The organism is Pelagibius sp. 7325 (assembly GCF_037652055.1).
In the GTDB taxonomy this organism is placed as follows: Bacteria; Pseudomonadota; Alphaproteobacteria; order Kiloniellales; family Kiloniellaceae; genus Pelagibius.
This window is the reverse complement of record NZ_JBBKAH010000011.1, coordinates 19713-33472: the sequence shown is the minus strand read 5'-3', so window position 1 is coordinate 33472 and position 13760 is coordinate 19713. Positions and strand designations below refer to the sequence as shown.

General features: G+C 66.3%; 14 protein-coding genes. 13 read left to right on the top strand and 1 reads right to left on the bottom strand.

Annotated elements, in window-relative coordinates:
* Positions 1–91: 91 nt before the first annotated feature.
* Positions 92–679: an HD domain-containing protein gene (locus WDC82_RS20185; protein ID WP_340119199.1), complete on the bottom strand. Its 588-nt coding sequence runs from the start codon at positions 677–679 to the stop codon at positions 92–94.
* A gap of 410 nt (positions 680–1089) precedes the next feature.
* On the opposite strand from WDC82_RS20185, the gene WDC82_RS20180 reads away from it, so the two are divergent.
* From WDC82_RS20180 to WDC82_RS20120, 13 genes are all read left to right on the top strand, one after another.
* The gene (locus WDC82_RS20180) at positions 1090–2130 is read left to right on the top strand and encodes an ABC transporter substrate-binding protein (protein ID WP_340119198.1); all 1041 of its coding nucleotides are present in this window, start codon (positions 1090–1092) and stop codon (positions 2128–2130) included.
* 60 nt (positions 2131–2190) lie between these two features.
* Positions 2191–3030 carry an ABC transporter ATP-binding protein gene (locus WDC82_RS20175; protein WP_340119197.1) on the top strand — a complete coding sequence of 280 codons (840 nt, stop codon included), beginning with the start codon at positions 2191–2193 and terminating at the stop codon, positions 3028–3030.
* Positions 3027–3794 (top strand): ABC transporter permease, encoded by a 768-nt coding sequence (locus tag WDC82_RS20170; RefSeq protein ID WP_340119196.1) that lies wholly within the window; start codon positions 3027–3029, stop codon positions 3792–3794. Before WDC82_RS20175 ends, WDC82_RS20170 begins: the two co-directional genes overlap by 4 nt.
* Positions 3791–4546 (top strand): ABC transporter permease, encoded by a 756-nt coding sequence (locus WDC82_RS20165; protein ID WP_340119195.1) that lies wholly within the window; start codon positions 3791–3793, stop codon positions 4544–4546. Before WDC82_RS20170 ends, WDC82_RS20165 begins: the two co-directional genes overlap by 4 nt.
* On the top strand, positions 4546–5319 hold the full coding sequence (locus WDC82_RS20160; RefSeq protein WP_340119194.1) for a class II aldolase/adducin family protein: 774 nt from the start codon (positions 4546–4548) through the stop codon (positions 5317–5319). The genes WDC82_RS20165 and WDC82_RS20160 overlap by 1 nt, the downstream gene beginning before the upstream one ends.
* A 35-nt stretch (positions 5320–5354) precedes the next feature.
* Entirely contained in the window at positions 5355–6197 is an 843-nt protein-coding gene (locus WDC82_RS20155; protein ID WP_340119193.1) for a TauD/TfdA family dioxygenase, read from the top strand.
* Complete coding sequence (locus WDC82_RS20150) at positions 6197–7051, top strand: alpha/beta hydrolase (RefSeq protein ID WP_340119192.1); 855 nt, start codon at positions 6197–6199, stop codon at positions 7049–7051. The genes WDC82_RS20155 and WDC82_RS20150 overlap by 1 nt, the downstream gene beginning before the upstream one ends.
* A 62-nt stretch (positions 7052–7113) precedes the next feature.
* Positions 7114–8016 carry a LysR substrate-binding domain-containing protein gene (locus WDC82_RS20145; protein WP_340119191.1) on the top strand — a complete coding sequence of 301 codons (903 nt, stop codon included), beginning with the start codon at positions 7114–7116 and terminating at the stop codon, positions 8014–8016.
* 154 nt (positions 8017–8170) lie between these two features.
* A complete protein-coding gene (locus WDC82_RS20140) occupies positions 8171–9775 on the top strand; it encodes an ABC transporter substrate-binding protein (RefSeq protein ID WP_340119190.1) in 1605 nt (534 codons plus the stop codon).
* A gap of 58 nt (positions 9776–9833) precedes the next feature.
* Positions 9834–10775, top strand: a complete 942-nt coding sequence (locus WDC82_RS20135) for an ABC transporter permease (RefSeq protein ID WP_340119189.1) — start codon at positions 9834–9836, stop codon at positions 10773–10775.
* Positions 10772–11638: an ABC transporter permease gene (locus WDC82_RS20130; protein ID WP_340119188.1), complete on the top strand. Its 867-nt coding sequence runs from the start codon at positions 10772–10774 to the stop codon at positions 11636–11638. Before WDC82_RS20135 ends, WDC82_RS20130 begins: the two co-directional genes overlap by 4 nt.
* Complete coding sequence (locus tag WDC82_RS20125; RefSeq protein ID WP_340119187.1) at positions 11635–12699, top strand: ABC transporter ATP-binding protein; 1065 nt, start codon at positions 11635–11637, stop codon at positions 12697–12699. Before WDC82_RS20130 ends, WDC82_RS20125 begins: the two co-directional genes overlap by 4 nt.
* On the top strand, positions 12696–13754 hold the full coding sequence (locus tag WDC82_RS20120) for an ABC transporter ATP-binding protein (RefSeq protein WP_340119186.1): 1059 nt from the start codon (positions 12696–12698) through the stop codon (positions 13752–13754). Before WDC82_RS20125 ends, WDC82_RS20120 begins: the two co-directional genes overlap by 4 nt.
* Positions 13755–13760 lie beyond the last annotated feature (6 nt).

The following is a 13760-nucleotide window of genomic DNA, read 5'->3' as shown; positions in this document are numbered from 1 at the left end:
GGTGCAGGGGTTCAATGGAAGATCTTCATGGCAGGCTAGTCTGCCGCGGGGCAAAGAGGCCTTGACGCTCAAGCGGCAAGCCCTTGGCATATCATTCGAAAACAAAACGCGGCGGCTGCGACAGGATGCGGCGCACCAGCGGCTCGAAGGCGCTGAGCGGCGCCGATTCATAGTCCTTGTCGAAGGCGGCCTGGTCGTACTTCTCGCAGAACTCCGCCGTCTTCTCGAACATCGGATGGCCGCGGTACCGTTCGCGCAGGTCCCGGTCGCGGCCGAGGAAGTGATAGTAGTAGTAGCCCTGGAAGACGCCGTGGTTGCGCACCAGCCAATACATGTCGTCGCCGATGTAAGGGCGCAGCAGGGCGGCGCCGGCTTCCGGATGGTTGGCGGGGGCCAGCGCGTCGCCGACATCGTGGAACAGGGCGACGAAGACGTATTCGTCGTCGCGGCCGTCGCGCAGCGCGCGCGTCGCGGTTTGCAGGGAATGCTCGAAGCGGTCGACCGGAAAGCCGAGGTGCGGGCTTTCCAAGGATTTCAGGAAGCCGAGGTAGAGATCGGCAATGCCGGCATGGTGCTGCTTCAGGTAGCGGCCCTGAATGACGTAATCCTGTGGCCCGCTTTCCAGGATCGAGCGGTAGGAAGCCCGTTCCGGCAAGTCGTCCTGCGGCGCGTCGCTCATTGTTTCCTCTGAGATGCAGCTTTTGGCGTTTGTGTATCCAAAGCCCTTCGCAAAGTCCATTCCAATTGCTGAAAACCCGGTCTCAGGCCGCTTGCCGAACATGGTGGGCCGATGCATGACCGCCGAACGTCCGAATTTTGGGCAGCCGTGCAGTCAATGTGCACAAAAACTAGCATTTGTGTACACGTGAACCGCGCCTTGTATCTTTGCACGCCTCTCGCCGGCCCGTTCGGCTTCTCCCAGCCGCGTTTCCCGCAAACGGCGGAATTCAGCCCCTTCGGAGGCTTTGCCGGCGGGGCGGAGCATGTCCGGCCGCGCCGCCCCTGCTGCTGTTGCCGCTCTGGCATGGCCCTTGCTGAAAGAGGCGAGGGGCGACGTGCGCCTGCAGCGACAACAAGGAGGCTAAAAATATGGATTCCTTCCGACAGCAGAGCCGGAAAGCGGCGGGGCGGCGACGGTTCCTCGCCGGGGTCTGCGCCGCAGTAATGGGCTCTGCCATCCTTCTGGGCATGGGCAACCAGGCGCAAGCCCTGGAAACGGTCAGTCTGCGGCTGAAGTGGCTGACCCAGGCGCAGTTCGCCGGGTTCTACGTGGCCAAGGCCAAGGGCTTCTACGAGGAAGTCGGCCTCGACCTCACCATCAATCCAGGCGGCCCGAACCTCAATGCCGACTCTCTGGTTGCCTCCGGCGCCGACACCTTCGGCCTGACCGGTGGCGTGGAGAGCCACCTGGCGGCGCGTGACAAGGGTCTGCCGCTGGTCGCCATCGGCGTTGCTCACCTGAAGACACCCTACACCTTCGTCACCTACGACGACTCCGGCATCGAGAAGCTGGAGGACTTCAAGGGCCGCACCATTTCCTCCTGGTTCTCGGGTTCGCAGCATACCTTGCGCGCGATGCTGGCAACCGCCGGCCTCAAGGAAGGCGACTACGAGATGGTGCCGCAGTCGGTCTCGATGAACCCCTTCATCGAGAAGGATGTCGATGTCGCCGTGGCCACCCTCTACAACGAGTACCAGACGCTGTTGGAGAAGGGCATTACGAACCTGCGCCTGTTCCAGCCTGATGACTTCGGCATCACCGTCCAGCGCGACACCCTGGTCACCACCGAGCAGATGATCAAGGAGAAGCCGGAGCTGGTGCAGAACTTCCTCAACGCCACGCTGAAGGGCTGGCAGTATGCCCTGCAGCATCAGGACGAGGCGGTCGACATCATTCTGGAGGCCGATCCTTCCCTCGAGCGCGGTCACCAGGAAGCGATGATCAAGATGATCGACGAGGTGATGACGCCTGACGGTACTTCGATGCTGTTCGAAATCCAGTACGACGCCCTGCAGAAGCAGCAGGACATCCTGATGAGCGCCGGTGTGTTCTCCAAACCGGTCGACGTCAAGGCGGCCTTCGACGACAGCTTCCTCAAGGCCGCTCCTGACGACATCAAGATGCCGTAGTACGCCAGTCTGAAGTGATTTGACGTGAGCAAGCTTTCCGCAGCGGAGAACCGACCGGTAATGTCATCGTCCGACCCGGCCCCCCGGGGATCGCACGCGATTCCTCTTCTCAAGCTGGTGAATGTCTGGAAGCGTTTCGGTGACGGCCCGTCCCAGGTGACGGCCGTCGCCAACGTCGACCTCCAGATTGAGCCGGGCGAATTCATCACCCTCATCGGTCCCTCCGGCTGCGGCAAGTCGACTCTCTTCAATATGATCGGCGGGCTCCTGCCCGCCGATGCCAATGGATCCATCGTCATGAACGGGGTGCCGCAGCAGGACGGTGAGCTGCTCGGCAAGGTCTCCTTCATGCCGCAACGCGATCTGCTGTTCCCGTGGCGCAATGTCGTCGACAACGCCATCCTGGCGCTGGAGATCGAAGGCGTGCCGAAAAAGGAGGCACGCGAGAAGGCGCTAGGCATGTTGCCGGACTTCGGTCTCTCGGGTTTCGAGAAGCACTATCCGCACCAGCTTTCCGGCGGCATGCGACAGCGCGTCGCTCTCATGCGCACCTTCCTTTTCGAGCGCGACCTCATCCTGCTGGACGAGCCCTTCGGCGCTCTGGACGCCCTGACTCGCGCGATGATGCAGCGCTGGCTGCTCGACATCTGGCAGCGTTACAAGCGCACGGTCCTCTTTATTACTCACGATCTGGACGAGGCAATCTTCCTAGGCGACAAGGTGCTGGTGATGAGCGCGCGCCCCGGAACCATCAAATGCCAGGAGACCATCGAGCTGCCGCGCCCGCGCGAAGCGTCGGTGGTGACCTCGCAGGCTTTCATCGCGGTGAAGCGGCGGCTCCTCGATGCGGTCGAGGAAGAGAGCATGAAGACCTTCGCCGCCGCCGAGCCGCCACGATGAACGCCGCAGCGCGCGGGCCCTGGCGCGCCGTCGCCCTGCCGCTCGGCACCATCGTCGCGATGGCCGTGCTGTGGGAGGCGGTCGCCCGCGGCGCCAACATCTCCGCCCACATCTTTCCGCCGCTCAGCGTGGTGCTGCAGGAGGCGTGGAAGGTGGGCCCTTTTCTGGCCCGCAGCGTACTGCGAACCTTCACCGAGACCACTCTCGGCTTCGTCACCGGCGCCTCCTTCGGCATCCTCTGCGGCGTCGCCTTCGCCCTAGTTCGTCCGCTGGAGCGCGCGCTGTTCCCTCTGTTTGTCGTGTCGCAAACCATTCCGGTGGTCGCCTTCGGTGCCCTCATCATCATCTGGTTCGGCAACACCATCCTGTCCAAGGTCGTCATCGCCTTCTATCTCACCTTCTTCCCGGTCACCGTGAACACCCACAGCGGCATGCTGGCGGTCGACCCGCAGAAAATCCAGTTGATGCGCGCCTTCGGTGCCAGTGCGGCGCAGATCTTCTGGAAGCTGCGCTTCCCGGCGGCGCTGCCGACCATCGCGGTGGCGCTGCGCCTCGGCATCTCGCTCTCGCTCATCGGTGCCATCGTCGGCGAGTGGTTCGGCGATACCGTTGGCCTGGGTGTCATGCTGATCCAGGCGATGTACACCGAATCGGTGCCGCGTCTCTGGGCCCTCATCATCACCTGCGGCCTCCTAGGCGCCTCGCTCTACGCCGTGGTTGCCGTCATCGAGCGGCGGGTTGTCTGGTGGCGGAGCGACGCATGAAGAATGCCGAGATGATCTGGCACCACGTCCTGCCGCTGGCGATCAGCCTCGTCTTGCTGCTCGGCCTCTGGGAAACCGTGGTCTGGTACTTCGATGTGCAGGTTTTCGTGCTGCCGTCACCCTCGGCCATTGCCGCCGGGGTGATCGACACCTGGCCGGTGCTGCAGAAGGCGGTGCTGGCAACTCTCAACGAGGCGCTGACCGGCTTTGCCCTCGGCATCGCCATCGGCCTGGTTCTTGCCATGCTGTTGGTGCTGGTGCCGCCGCTGGAGGCGGCGCTGATGCCGGTGCTGGTGGCGATCAATTGCGTGCCGGTCGTGGCTTACACGCCGCTGGCTCTTATCTGGCTCGGCATCGGCCCGGCCTCCAAGATCGCCATGGTGGTGATCGCGGTTTCCTTCGTCATCCTGTTGAATGCCCTGCAGGGGTTGAAGCGGCCCGAGGAGGAGGCGATAAACCTCCTGCGCAGCTTCGGCGCGGGACCCCTGCGTATCATGTGGACTCTGCGCCTGCCGGCGGCCATGCCGTCGCTGGTCAACGGCATGCGCGTCGGCATCGTGCGGGCCATGATCATCGCCATTGTGAGCGAGATGCTGGGGGCCTATCGCGGCATCGGCTGGATCATCTTCCAGGCGACCCAGCAGGTGAACTTTCTGCAGGTCTGGGCGGCCATCGCGGTTTCCTCTGTGGCCAGCATGATCCTCTATCTCGTCCTGGTGTGGGTCGACCGCAAGATCGTGTGGTGGAAGTGATGAACGCAAGTCGCGCTCCTGAATATCCCCAGACCGAGGCCGAGCTGCGCGTTCAGCTGGCGGCCTGCTACCGCCTGGTCGCCCACTTCGGCATGGACGACCTGATCTACAACCACATCTCCGCGCGGGTGCCGGGCGCCGAGGAGCATTTCCTCATCAACCCCTTCGGCCTGTTCTTCCGCGAGATCACCGCGTCGTCGCTGGTGAAGATCGACCTGGACGGCAACCAGGTGGAGCCCAGCAACTACGAGGTCAACCGCGCCGGCTTCGTCATCCATGCGGCAGTGCACAAGGCCCGCGCCGACGCGCGCTGCGTGCTGCACACCCATTCGGATGCGGCAACGGCGGTTTCGGCGCTCAAGTCCGGCTTGTTGCCGCTCAGCCAGTTCGCCATGCACTTCTATAACCGGGTCGGCGTGCACGACTATGAGGGCGTAGTGCTGGATCTCGACGAGCAGGCACGTCTGCAGGAGAGCCTCGGTCCGCACCGGGTGCTGCTGCTGCGCAATCATGGCGTCATGACCATCGGCCAGACGATTCCCGAGGCCTTCATGCTGGTTTACTACTTCGAGCGTGCGGCGCGCATCCAGCTCGCCGCGCAGGCAGCCGCGGCGGTGCGCGGCGAGAGCCTGCACCTGCCGCCGCACGAGGTCTGCGAGCACACGGCACGCCAATTCACCGAGTTGCAGGGCGATATACGCTGGCCGGGCAGCCGTGAGTGGCCAGGCTTCCTGCGCCTGCTCGATGATCTCGACCCGAGCTATCGGGATTGATTTTCAGATCCACCGCTTAAAGGAGTCATTGCGTTATGGAACTGCAGCCGCTCGGCCCCGTGTTGGGCGTCGAAGTGACCGGAGTGGACCTCTCCGAGCCGCTGGACAACGAACGCTTCGCCGCCATCCGCCAGGCCCTGAACGATCACTGTCTGGTGCTGATCCGCGGCCAGGAACTGACCGAGGGCGAGCATGTCGCCTTCGCCAAGCGATTCGGCGACCTTCAGGTTCATGTCCTTAAGCAGTTCCTGACGACGCCCTATCCCGAGCTCTATGTGCTGTCCAACAAGGCGGTCGACGGCAAGCCGATCGGCAACCATAAGGAAGGCTGGAACTGGCACTCCGACTGGTCCTACTACGAGGTTCCCTGCTTCGGGTCGGTGCTCTACTCGCGCGAGGTGCCGCCGGAAGGCGCCGACACGCTGTTCGCCTCGATGTACGCCGCCTACGACGCGCTGGATCCTGAGACCAAAGCGAAAATTGCGGATCTCAAGGCCGTGCACTCCTACTCCGGCTATTACGCCAAGGCCTTTGGTGACCGCGAGCCGCTGTCCGAGGAGCAGAAGGCGAAGACGCCGGACGTGGTGCACCCTGTCGTGCGCACCCACCCGGAGACGAGGCGCAAGTCGCTCTTCGTCGGCGAGGACATCGTGAAGGAGATCTGCGGCCTGCCAGTGGCGGAAGGCAAGGCGCTGCTCGATCGGCTGAACGCGCACGCCGTTTCCGACGACTTCGTCTACCGCCACAAGTGGCGGGTCGGCGACGTGGTGATCTGGGACAACCGCTCCACCATGCATAAGGCGACGCCCTACGACGACAAGGCCTACACCCGCGTCATGCACCGCGCCACCATCAAGGGTACCGACCGGCCGGCTTGATGTCCGCTACCGGAACATTGGCGCCCAGGCGGCACTTCACCGTTGTCTCCGCCGACGGCGTCACCCTGGCGGCGCAGGCCTGGGGCGGGCCAGCGGATAACGACGGGCCGGTGAACCTGGTGTTCATACACGGCTATGGCCAGGACCACCGGGTCTGGGGCAGCCTGCCGATTGCGGCGCGAAATGCGGGTCTCGCGGTGTATTCCTATGATCTGCGCGGCCACGGGCATTCCGACCGGCCGCGAGCGGCGGCCGCCTACCAGACCGACCGCCACTGGGCGGAAGACCTGCGCGCGGTAGTGGATGCGTTGCCGCCCCGCCCGACGGTGCTGGTCGGCTGGTCCTATGCGGGGCGCGTGGTGGTGGACTATCTGCGCTTCTTCGGGGCGGACGATCTGGCGGGAATCTGCCTCATTGGCGCCTCGACGCAGGACGGCGACGGTTTCCTGGCGCCGCAGGTGATGGGCATGGCGGAGGCGATCGCCTCGGGCGATCCGGCGCGCATCGCGGCAACCCTCAATGCCCTGGTGCCCCTGTTCTTCGCGGTGCCGCCGGAGCCTGAAGCCCTGGAAGTCCTGCTGGAGACAGCGCGTGGCGCGGCACCGGAGGCTCTGCGCTGGATGAACGCCCGGCCACTGGACGGCGACGCCCTGCTGCAGGCGCTCGATCTGCCGTTCCTCATTCTGCAGGGCGCGGCGGATCGCATCGTGCTGACGCCCATGGCCCGCCACATGGCGGCACAGGTGAAGGGCGCCGAACTGGTGCTCATGTCCGGCATCGGCCACATGCCCTTTCTGGAGGCGCCGCAAGCGACCGCCGAACTTCTGACGCGCTGGCTGAAGAATTTGCGATAGGCTGGGCCTGCGGCCGTTGCCGTGGAATCGCTGCCGCCTGATCTTCTGCCCGGGACTTTCCGATGCGCCGTGTCCTGCCTTCGCTGCCCGCACTCACCGTCTTCGAGGCCTCGGCCCGCCACGGCAGCTTCACCCGCGCCGCCGAGGAACTGAACCTCAGCCAGAGCGCCGTCAGCAAGCGGGTCGCCAGCTTGGAGGACTTCCTCGGCACGCCGCTGTTCGAGCGCGTGCGCCAGCGCATCGTGCTGACCGAGGCGGGCCAGCACTACCTGGCGCGCATCCGCGAGGCGCTGGAGATCATGGAGGAGGCGACAATGGAGACGCTCGCCTTCCGCAGCGGCGGGTCGATCCTGAACATCGCGACCCTGCCGAGCTTCGGCAACCGCTGGCTGCTGCCGCGCATCGGTCGCTTCACCGAGGCCTATCCGCAGGTCGCGCTGAACGTTATGGCGCGGCAGTGGCCATTCGACCTGACCCAGGAAAATATCGACGCCGCCATCCTCTACGCGGCGTCGCCCTGGCCCGGCGGGCCGTCGGAGCGCCTGCTGAGCGAGGAGGTGATCCCGGTCTGCGCCCCCGGTTTCCTGGCCATGCCGACCCTGGAGGCGCTCTCCGCCGTCCCCTTGCTGCACCACCGGGCGCGGCCACGCGCCTGGCAGCACTGGCTGGAGGCGGGCGGCGCCAGCGGCGTCAACGCCTACCGCGGCAGCCGCTTCGAGCAGTTTGACATGATCATCCGCGCGGCCATCGCCGGCGCCGGCGTCGGCCTCGTACCCCGCTTCATGGTCGCCGAGGAACTGGCTGCGGGCCTGCTGGAGGCGCCATTCCCGCGCGGCATGAAGAGCGCCGAGTCCTACTACCTCGTCTATCCTGAACGGAAACGCAGTCTGCCGGCGCTGCAACTGTTCCGGGCCTGGATCCTGGAGGAGGCACAGCCCGGCGGGGCGGAGGCAGGTCATTCCTGAATGGAATGATATCAGCGAAATTCATCGTTTTGTCGCATTGCTCCCCGCGTCTTACCGTCACAGGATAATTCCCAGCCGCCTTCGCCATGAGTTGGAGGAATGGGAAGCGCTTCCGGTCCCCGCCAGAGGGCCCCGTCCAGACAGGAGCTTCATGATGCGCAAATCCCCGCTTTCTCTTTCCCTCTGCCTGGGTCTCGCCCTCGGCGCCGCCGCAGGCCTTGCCCCGGCGGCCGGCTCGGCGGCCGATGGCGGCACCATCACCCTCGGCCGCTCCTCCGACGGCGACCGCTACGACCCGCACCGCTCCTCCGCGCTTGCCGCCGCCGAGGTGCTCTACATGGTTGGCGATACCCTGGTCACCTTGGGCTATGACCTGCAGACCCTGCACCCGGGCCTCGCCAAGAGCTGGGAGCTCAGCGACGACGGCCTCACCTATACCTTCCACCTGCGCGACGACGTCACTTATTGCGATGGCAGGAAATTCACCGCCAAGGACGTGGTGGGCACCATGGACCGCTGGCTGAAGCCGGATGCGCCGAATGTGAGCACCTGGAAGGCCGGCAACGTCGACAGCATCACCGCGGCGGACGACTTCACCGTGGTCTATAAGTTGCAGGAGCCGAACTCGGCGCTGCTCTACCAGATGGCGCAGTTCAATTTCGTCATGATCGACCCGGAGCAGGCCGAGGCGCTGGGCGAGGACTTCGGCGTGACGGCCTTCAACGGCACCGGCCCCTACTGCTTCGAAAGCTGGCAGCCGCGCGAGAGCGTCGTGCTGCGCCGCCACGAAGGCTACACCTGGGGCCCCGAGTTCATGTCGAACCAGGGCCCGGCGAAGGCCGAGACGGTGATCTGGAAGATCGTGCCGGAGGAGGCGACGCTGGCCGCCTCCATCACCGCCGGCGAGGTCGATGCCTCCTACTCGGTGCCGTCGTGGAGCCTGGCGCAGTTCGAGGCCGATCCCACGACCGCGCTGCTGCGGCCCGAGGCCAGCTTCCGCACCCACTACCTCGGCATGAAGATCACGCGCCCCAACATGCAGGACCGCAAGGTGCGCGAGGCAGTCAGCCTCGCCATCGACCAGAGCGCCATCGCCGATGCCATTTTCTTCGGCACCGCCGAACCGGCGACCGCCTACTACTCGCAGAAGGCGTTGGACTACAACCCGGAGATCGACCAGTCGCCCTTCGGCTATGACCCCGAAAGGGCCGCCGCGCTGCTGGCGGAAGCCGGCTGGGCGAAGGGTGCCGACGGCGTGCTGGAAAAGGGCGGCGAGAAGTTGACGCTTACCCTCTACGGCTTCAACAACTCGTCGTCGCGCGAGGCGGCGGAAGCGGTGCAGAGCGACCTGCGCAAGATCGGCGTCGACCTGGCTCTTGAGCTCTACGACAACACCGCCATCTGGGGCAAGCTGCGCGAGCAGACATATGATCTCTACCAGATGGATTATCCCTACCTGAACGCCGGTGACGCGCTGAACCTCTACTTTCTGTCGGCCAACGTGCCGTCACCCAACCGCATGATGTGGGAGGACCCCACCACCGACAAACTGATCGAGGACGGCAACAAAGCGACCAACGGCGACGCCCGCCATGCCGCCTATGCAGAGGCTGGCAAGGTGGTGCACGATGCGCTGCTGTGGAAGCCGCTGGTGAACGAGAGCCTTGTGGTGGTGGCTGGAGCGCGCCTGAAGCCCTTCCAGCCGCATGGCATCAGCGGCGCCGGCTTCAACAACGGGCTCACGCTGGAACTGAAGTAACTCTCTCCCTCCGGAGAGAGCCCAGGGCCGGCGCCAGGAAACAGAGGACATCGAAACGGTGATCGGACGTCTGCTGCATCGCCTGATGACCTCTTTCCTGGTGCTCGTCGGCGTGCTCTGGATCGGCTTTATGATGCTGCAGGTGCTGCCGGCCGACCCGGCGGCGGTCATCGCCGGGCCGACCGGCACTGAGGCCGAGATCGAAGCGATCCGCCGCCACCTCGGCCTCGACCAGCCGCTGGCCTTCCAGTTCTGGCTCTATCTGCAGCGCGTCGCCGTCGGCGATCTCGGGCGCTCGGTTATCAACAACGCGTCGGTGGCGGCGGAACTTCTGCGTGCCGCAGTGCCGACGCTGGAACTGATGCTCGCCAGCATGGCCTGGGCCGTGCCTTCCGGTCTGCTGCTCGGCGCCTTCGCCGCGACGCGGCGCGGCGGCCTGATGGACCGCGCGGTTATGGCGCTTTCCGTCGCCGGCGTGTCGGTGCCGGTTTTCTGGGTCGGCCTGCTGATGATTCAGTTCGCTGCCGCCACCCGGTTCTTCCCGATCCAGGGCCGCGGCGGGCCGCTGTGGACCGCCGAGGGTCTCAGCCACATCATTCTTCCCGCCACCGCCCTGGGACTTATCCTCATCGGTCCGACGGCGCGGATGACCCGCACCGCGCTGGCCGACACCCTCAGCGCGGACTACGTGCGCACCGCGCGGGCCAAGGGTGCCTCCGAGCTGCGTGTCGTCGCCGACCACGCCATGCGCACCGCCTGGCTGCCCATCGTCACCTTGCTGGGCCTGCAGGTCGGCACCCTGATGGGCGGGGCGGTGGTCACCGAGACGATCTTTTCGTGGCCGGGCGTCGGGCGGCTCGCCGTGGGCGCCATCGTTTCCAGCGACTATCCGCTGGCGCAGGGCGCGATCCTGTTTCTCGCGACGGCCTTCATCGTGGTGAACATCGTCGTCGACCTGCTGTACGGCGTGCTCGACCCGCGCGTCAGGCGCAGCGCATGACCGGGGCCGCGCCGACCGCTCTGCCACTGCGCCGCGCACGCAGCCGCACCCTGCGCCGTCTGCTTGCCAACCCGGTGGTCGCGCTGGCCGCCGGCTTCCTGCTGCTGATTACGCTGGCGGCCATCCTGGTGCCGCTGTTCTCGCCCTTCGACCCCTACGAGACGACACTGCGCCTGCGCCTCAGGCCACCCGGCGGCGACTGGCTGCTGGGCACCGACACCCAGGGGCGCGACCTGCTGACACGCCTCCTGTACGGCACCCGGACCACCCTCCTGCTCGGCCTCAGCGGGGTTGCGGTCGGCGCGGCGCTGGGCGGCAGCATCGGCATCCTTGCCGCCTTCTACCGGCGGCTCGACGGGCCGCTAATGCGCCTCATCGACGTCTTCCTGTCGTTTCCCTCGATCCTCTTCGGCCTCTCGCTGGCCGCCGTGCTGGGGCCGGGCCTCAACAGCCTCATTCTCGCCATCGGCCTGTCGGTGATGCCGGGGATCGCGCGCATCGCGCGTGGCGCCGCTGCCTCGGTCATGGCGCAGGAATACATGGACGGCGGCCGCGTCATCGGCCTGCCGGACCGCATCCTCATGACGCGCTATCTACTGGCCAACTGCGCTGCGCCGATCCTGGTCTACGTGACGCTTGCCTTCGGCGACGCGGTGCTGCTCGCCGCTTCGCTCGGCTTTCTCGGCCTCGGCTTGCAGCCGCCGACGGCAGAGCTGGGCAGCATCGCGGCGGAGGGGCGCAGCTTCCTGTTCTTTGCGCCGCACGTTTCGACCGCCGCGTCGGCGCTGATCTTCTGCATCGTGCTGAGTTTCAACCTCTTGGGCGATGCCTTCCGCGATGCTGCCGACAAGAGGTTCGGGTGAGCGCGGCGGCAACCGGAAAGATTCTGCGCAGCCCCCGCCAGACGGCAGGCACCCTGCCGCAGACGGAGAGGGCGCAGGCGTTGTTGCAGGTGCGCGGCCTTTCGGTACGCTTCCAGACCGATGCGGGGGCAATGCAGGCGGTCGACGGCGTGAACCTTGACCTGCATCCAGGCGAAACGCTCGCCATCGTCGGCGAGTCCGGCTCGGGCAAGAGCGTGCTGTCGCTGGCCCTCATGGGACTGCTGCCCAGCATCGCCACGGTGACGGCGGAGCGTATGCAGTTCGCCGGGCGCGATCTGCGCTCCCTGGCACCGCGCGACTGGCAGCGCCTGCGCGGGCGCGAGATGTCGATGATCTTCCAGGAGCCAGCCACCGCGCTGAACCCGGTGCGCAGCGTCGGCGCACAGATCGTGGAGGCAATCCGCCTGCACGAGAAGGTGTCGCGCAAGGCGGCCTGGGCGCGTGCCGTCGACATGCTGCGCCAGACCGGCATTCCGGCGCCGGAGCGGCGCGCGGCGGCCTATCCGCACGAGCTTTCCGGCGGCATGCGCCAGCGCGCGATGATCGCCATGTCGCTGGTGCTGCGTCCCAGCCTGCTGATCGCCGACGAACCGACGACGGCCCTGGACGTGACGGTACAGGCGCAGATCCTGGACCTGCTGCGCGGCCTGGCGCGGGAGAGCGGCACCGCCATCCTCATCATCACCCATGATCTGGGCGTGGTGGCCGAGATGGCTGACCGGGTGCAGGTCCTCTATGCCGGGCGCCCAGTAGAAAGCGCGACGGCCGAGGCGCTGTTCAACGGGCCGGAGCACCCCTATACCGTGGGCTTGCTGGGCTCCATGCCGTCGAAAGGCGAACGCGCCGAGGCGCTGTTGCCGATCGAGGGCAGCATCCCCGACCTGCGCGCGCTGCCGCCCGGCTGCCATTTCCATCCGCGCTGTCCTTTCGCGGCAGCGCGCTGCCGCGTCGAACGCCCGCCCGTGGCCGAAGTGCGTCCGGGGCATCACACGGCCTGCTGGTTCAGTCCGCTCCTGGAAACCCTGGAGAAAAGTACATGACGCTGCTGACGGTGGAGAACCTCGTCCGCGATTTTCCCATTGGCAGCGGGCTTCCGTGGCGCCGGGAGACCCTGCGCGCCGTCGACGGTGTATCGTTCGCCATCGCGCCGGGCGAGACGCTGTCGCTGGTGGGCGAGAGCGGCTGCGGCAAGTCGACGGTGGGGCGCATGATCGTCGGTCTGCTGCAACCCAGCAGCGGCAGTATCGCTTTCGGGGGACGACCCGTCGCGGCGGGCCGCGCCCGCGCGCGGCAGATGCAGATCGTCTTCCAGGACCCTTTCGGGTCGCTGAATCCGCAGATGACGGTGGGTGCCATCGTCGCCGAACCGGCGGTGCTGCACTGCCTGGTGACGCGGCGCGAAACCGCTGCGCGGGCCCGCACGCTGCTGGCCCTGGTCGGTTTGCCGGAGGACGCCGCCGAGCGCTATCCCCACGAGTTCTCCGGCGGACAGCGCCAGCGAATCGCCATCGCCCGGGCGCTGGCGGCGGAACCGAAGCTCATCGTCTGTGATGAAGCGGTTTCGGCGCTGGACGTTTCGGTGCAGGCGCAGATCACGAACCTGCTGCGTGACATTCAGCAGCGCACGGGTATCGGCTATCTGTTCATTTCGCACGATCTCAACCTGGTACATCATATCAGTCACAGGGTCGCGGTGATGTACCTGGGGCGTATCGTCGAGATCGGGCCTGTGGATCAGGTCTTTGCCGCGCCGCGCCATCCCTACACCCGCGCGCTGATGGCCGCCGCGCCGGAGCCACGCCCCGTGCGTGAAGGTGGGCGCGCGCGGGGCCGTGCGGTTCTGCAGGGTGAGGTGCCGAGCCCGCTCGATCCGCCTTCGGGATGTCGCTTTCATACCCGCTGCCCCCATGCCACCGCGCTCTGCGGCACGGCGGAGCCGGTGCTCGGCGGCGAGGGTGACCACGCCGTAGCCTGTCATCATTTCCGAACGCTGCCGCCGGTGCCGCCGCAGCGCGCCGACACGGCCGCGCGCACCGAAAGCGTGCTCAGGCTCTACCGCCGTGCCGCCGCCGCGCGCGCAGCAACTGTTACCTGAAGAGGA

What these genes read in the sequence shown, in the direction of transcription:
- WDC82_RS20185 (WP_340119199.1), bottom strand. Translation starts at nt 679, where the DNA reads ATGAGCGACGCGCCGCAGGACGACTTGCCGGAACGGGCTTCCTACCGC.
- WDC82_RS20180 (WP_340119198.1), top strand. Translation starts at nt 1,090, where the DNA reads ATGGATTCCTTCCGACAGCAGAGCCGGAAAGCGGCGGGGCGGCGACGG.
- WDC82_RS20175 (WP_340119197.1), top strand. Translation starts at nt 2,191, where the DNA reads ATGTCATCGTCCGACCCGGCCCCCCGGGGATCGCACGCGATTCCTCTT.
- WDC82_RS20170 (WP_340119196.1), top strand. Translation starts at nt 3,027, where the DNA reads ATGAACGCCGCAGCGCGCGGGCCCTGGCGCGCCGTCGCCCTGCCGCTC.
- WDC82_RS20165 (WP_340119195.1), top strand. Translation starts at nt 3,791, where the DNA reads ATGAAGAATGCCGAGATGATCTGGCACCACGTCCTGCCGCTGGCGATC.
- WDC82_RS20160 (WP_340119194.1), top strand. Translation starts at nt 4,546, where the DNA reads ATGAACGCAAGTCGCGCTCCTGAATATCCCCAGACCGAGGCCGAGCTG.
- WDC82_RS20155 (WP_340119193.1), top strand. Translation starts at nt 5,355, where the DNA reads ATGGAACTGCAGCCGCTCGGCCCCGTGTTGGGCGTCGAAGTGACCGGA.
- WDC82_RS20150 (WP_340119192.1), top strand. Translation starts at nt 6,197, where the DNA reads ATGTCCGCTACCGGAACATTGGCGCCCAGGCGGCACTTCACCGTTGTC.
- WDC82_RS20145 (WP_340119191.1), top strand. Translation starts at nt 7,114, where the DNA reads ATGCGCCGTGTCCTGCCTTCGCTGCCCGCACTCACCGTCTTCGAGGCC.
- WDC82_RS20140 (WP_340119190.1), top strand. Translation starts at nt 8,171, where the DNA reads ATGCGCAAATCCCCGCTTTCTCTTTCCCTCTGCCTGGGTCTCGCCCTC.
- WDC82_RS20130 (WP_340119188.1), top strand. Translation starts at nt 10,772, where the DNA reads ATGACCGGGGCCGCGCCGACCGCTCTGCCACTGCGCCGCGCACGCAGC.
- WDC82_RS20120 (WP_340119186.1), top strand. Translation starts at nt 12,696, where the DNA reads ATGACGCTGCTGACGGTGGAGAACCTCGTCCGCGATTTTCCCATTGGC.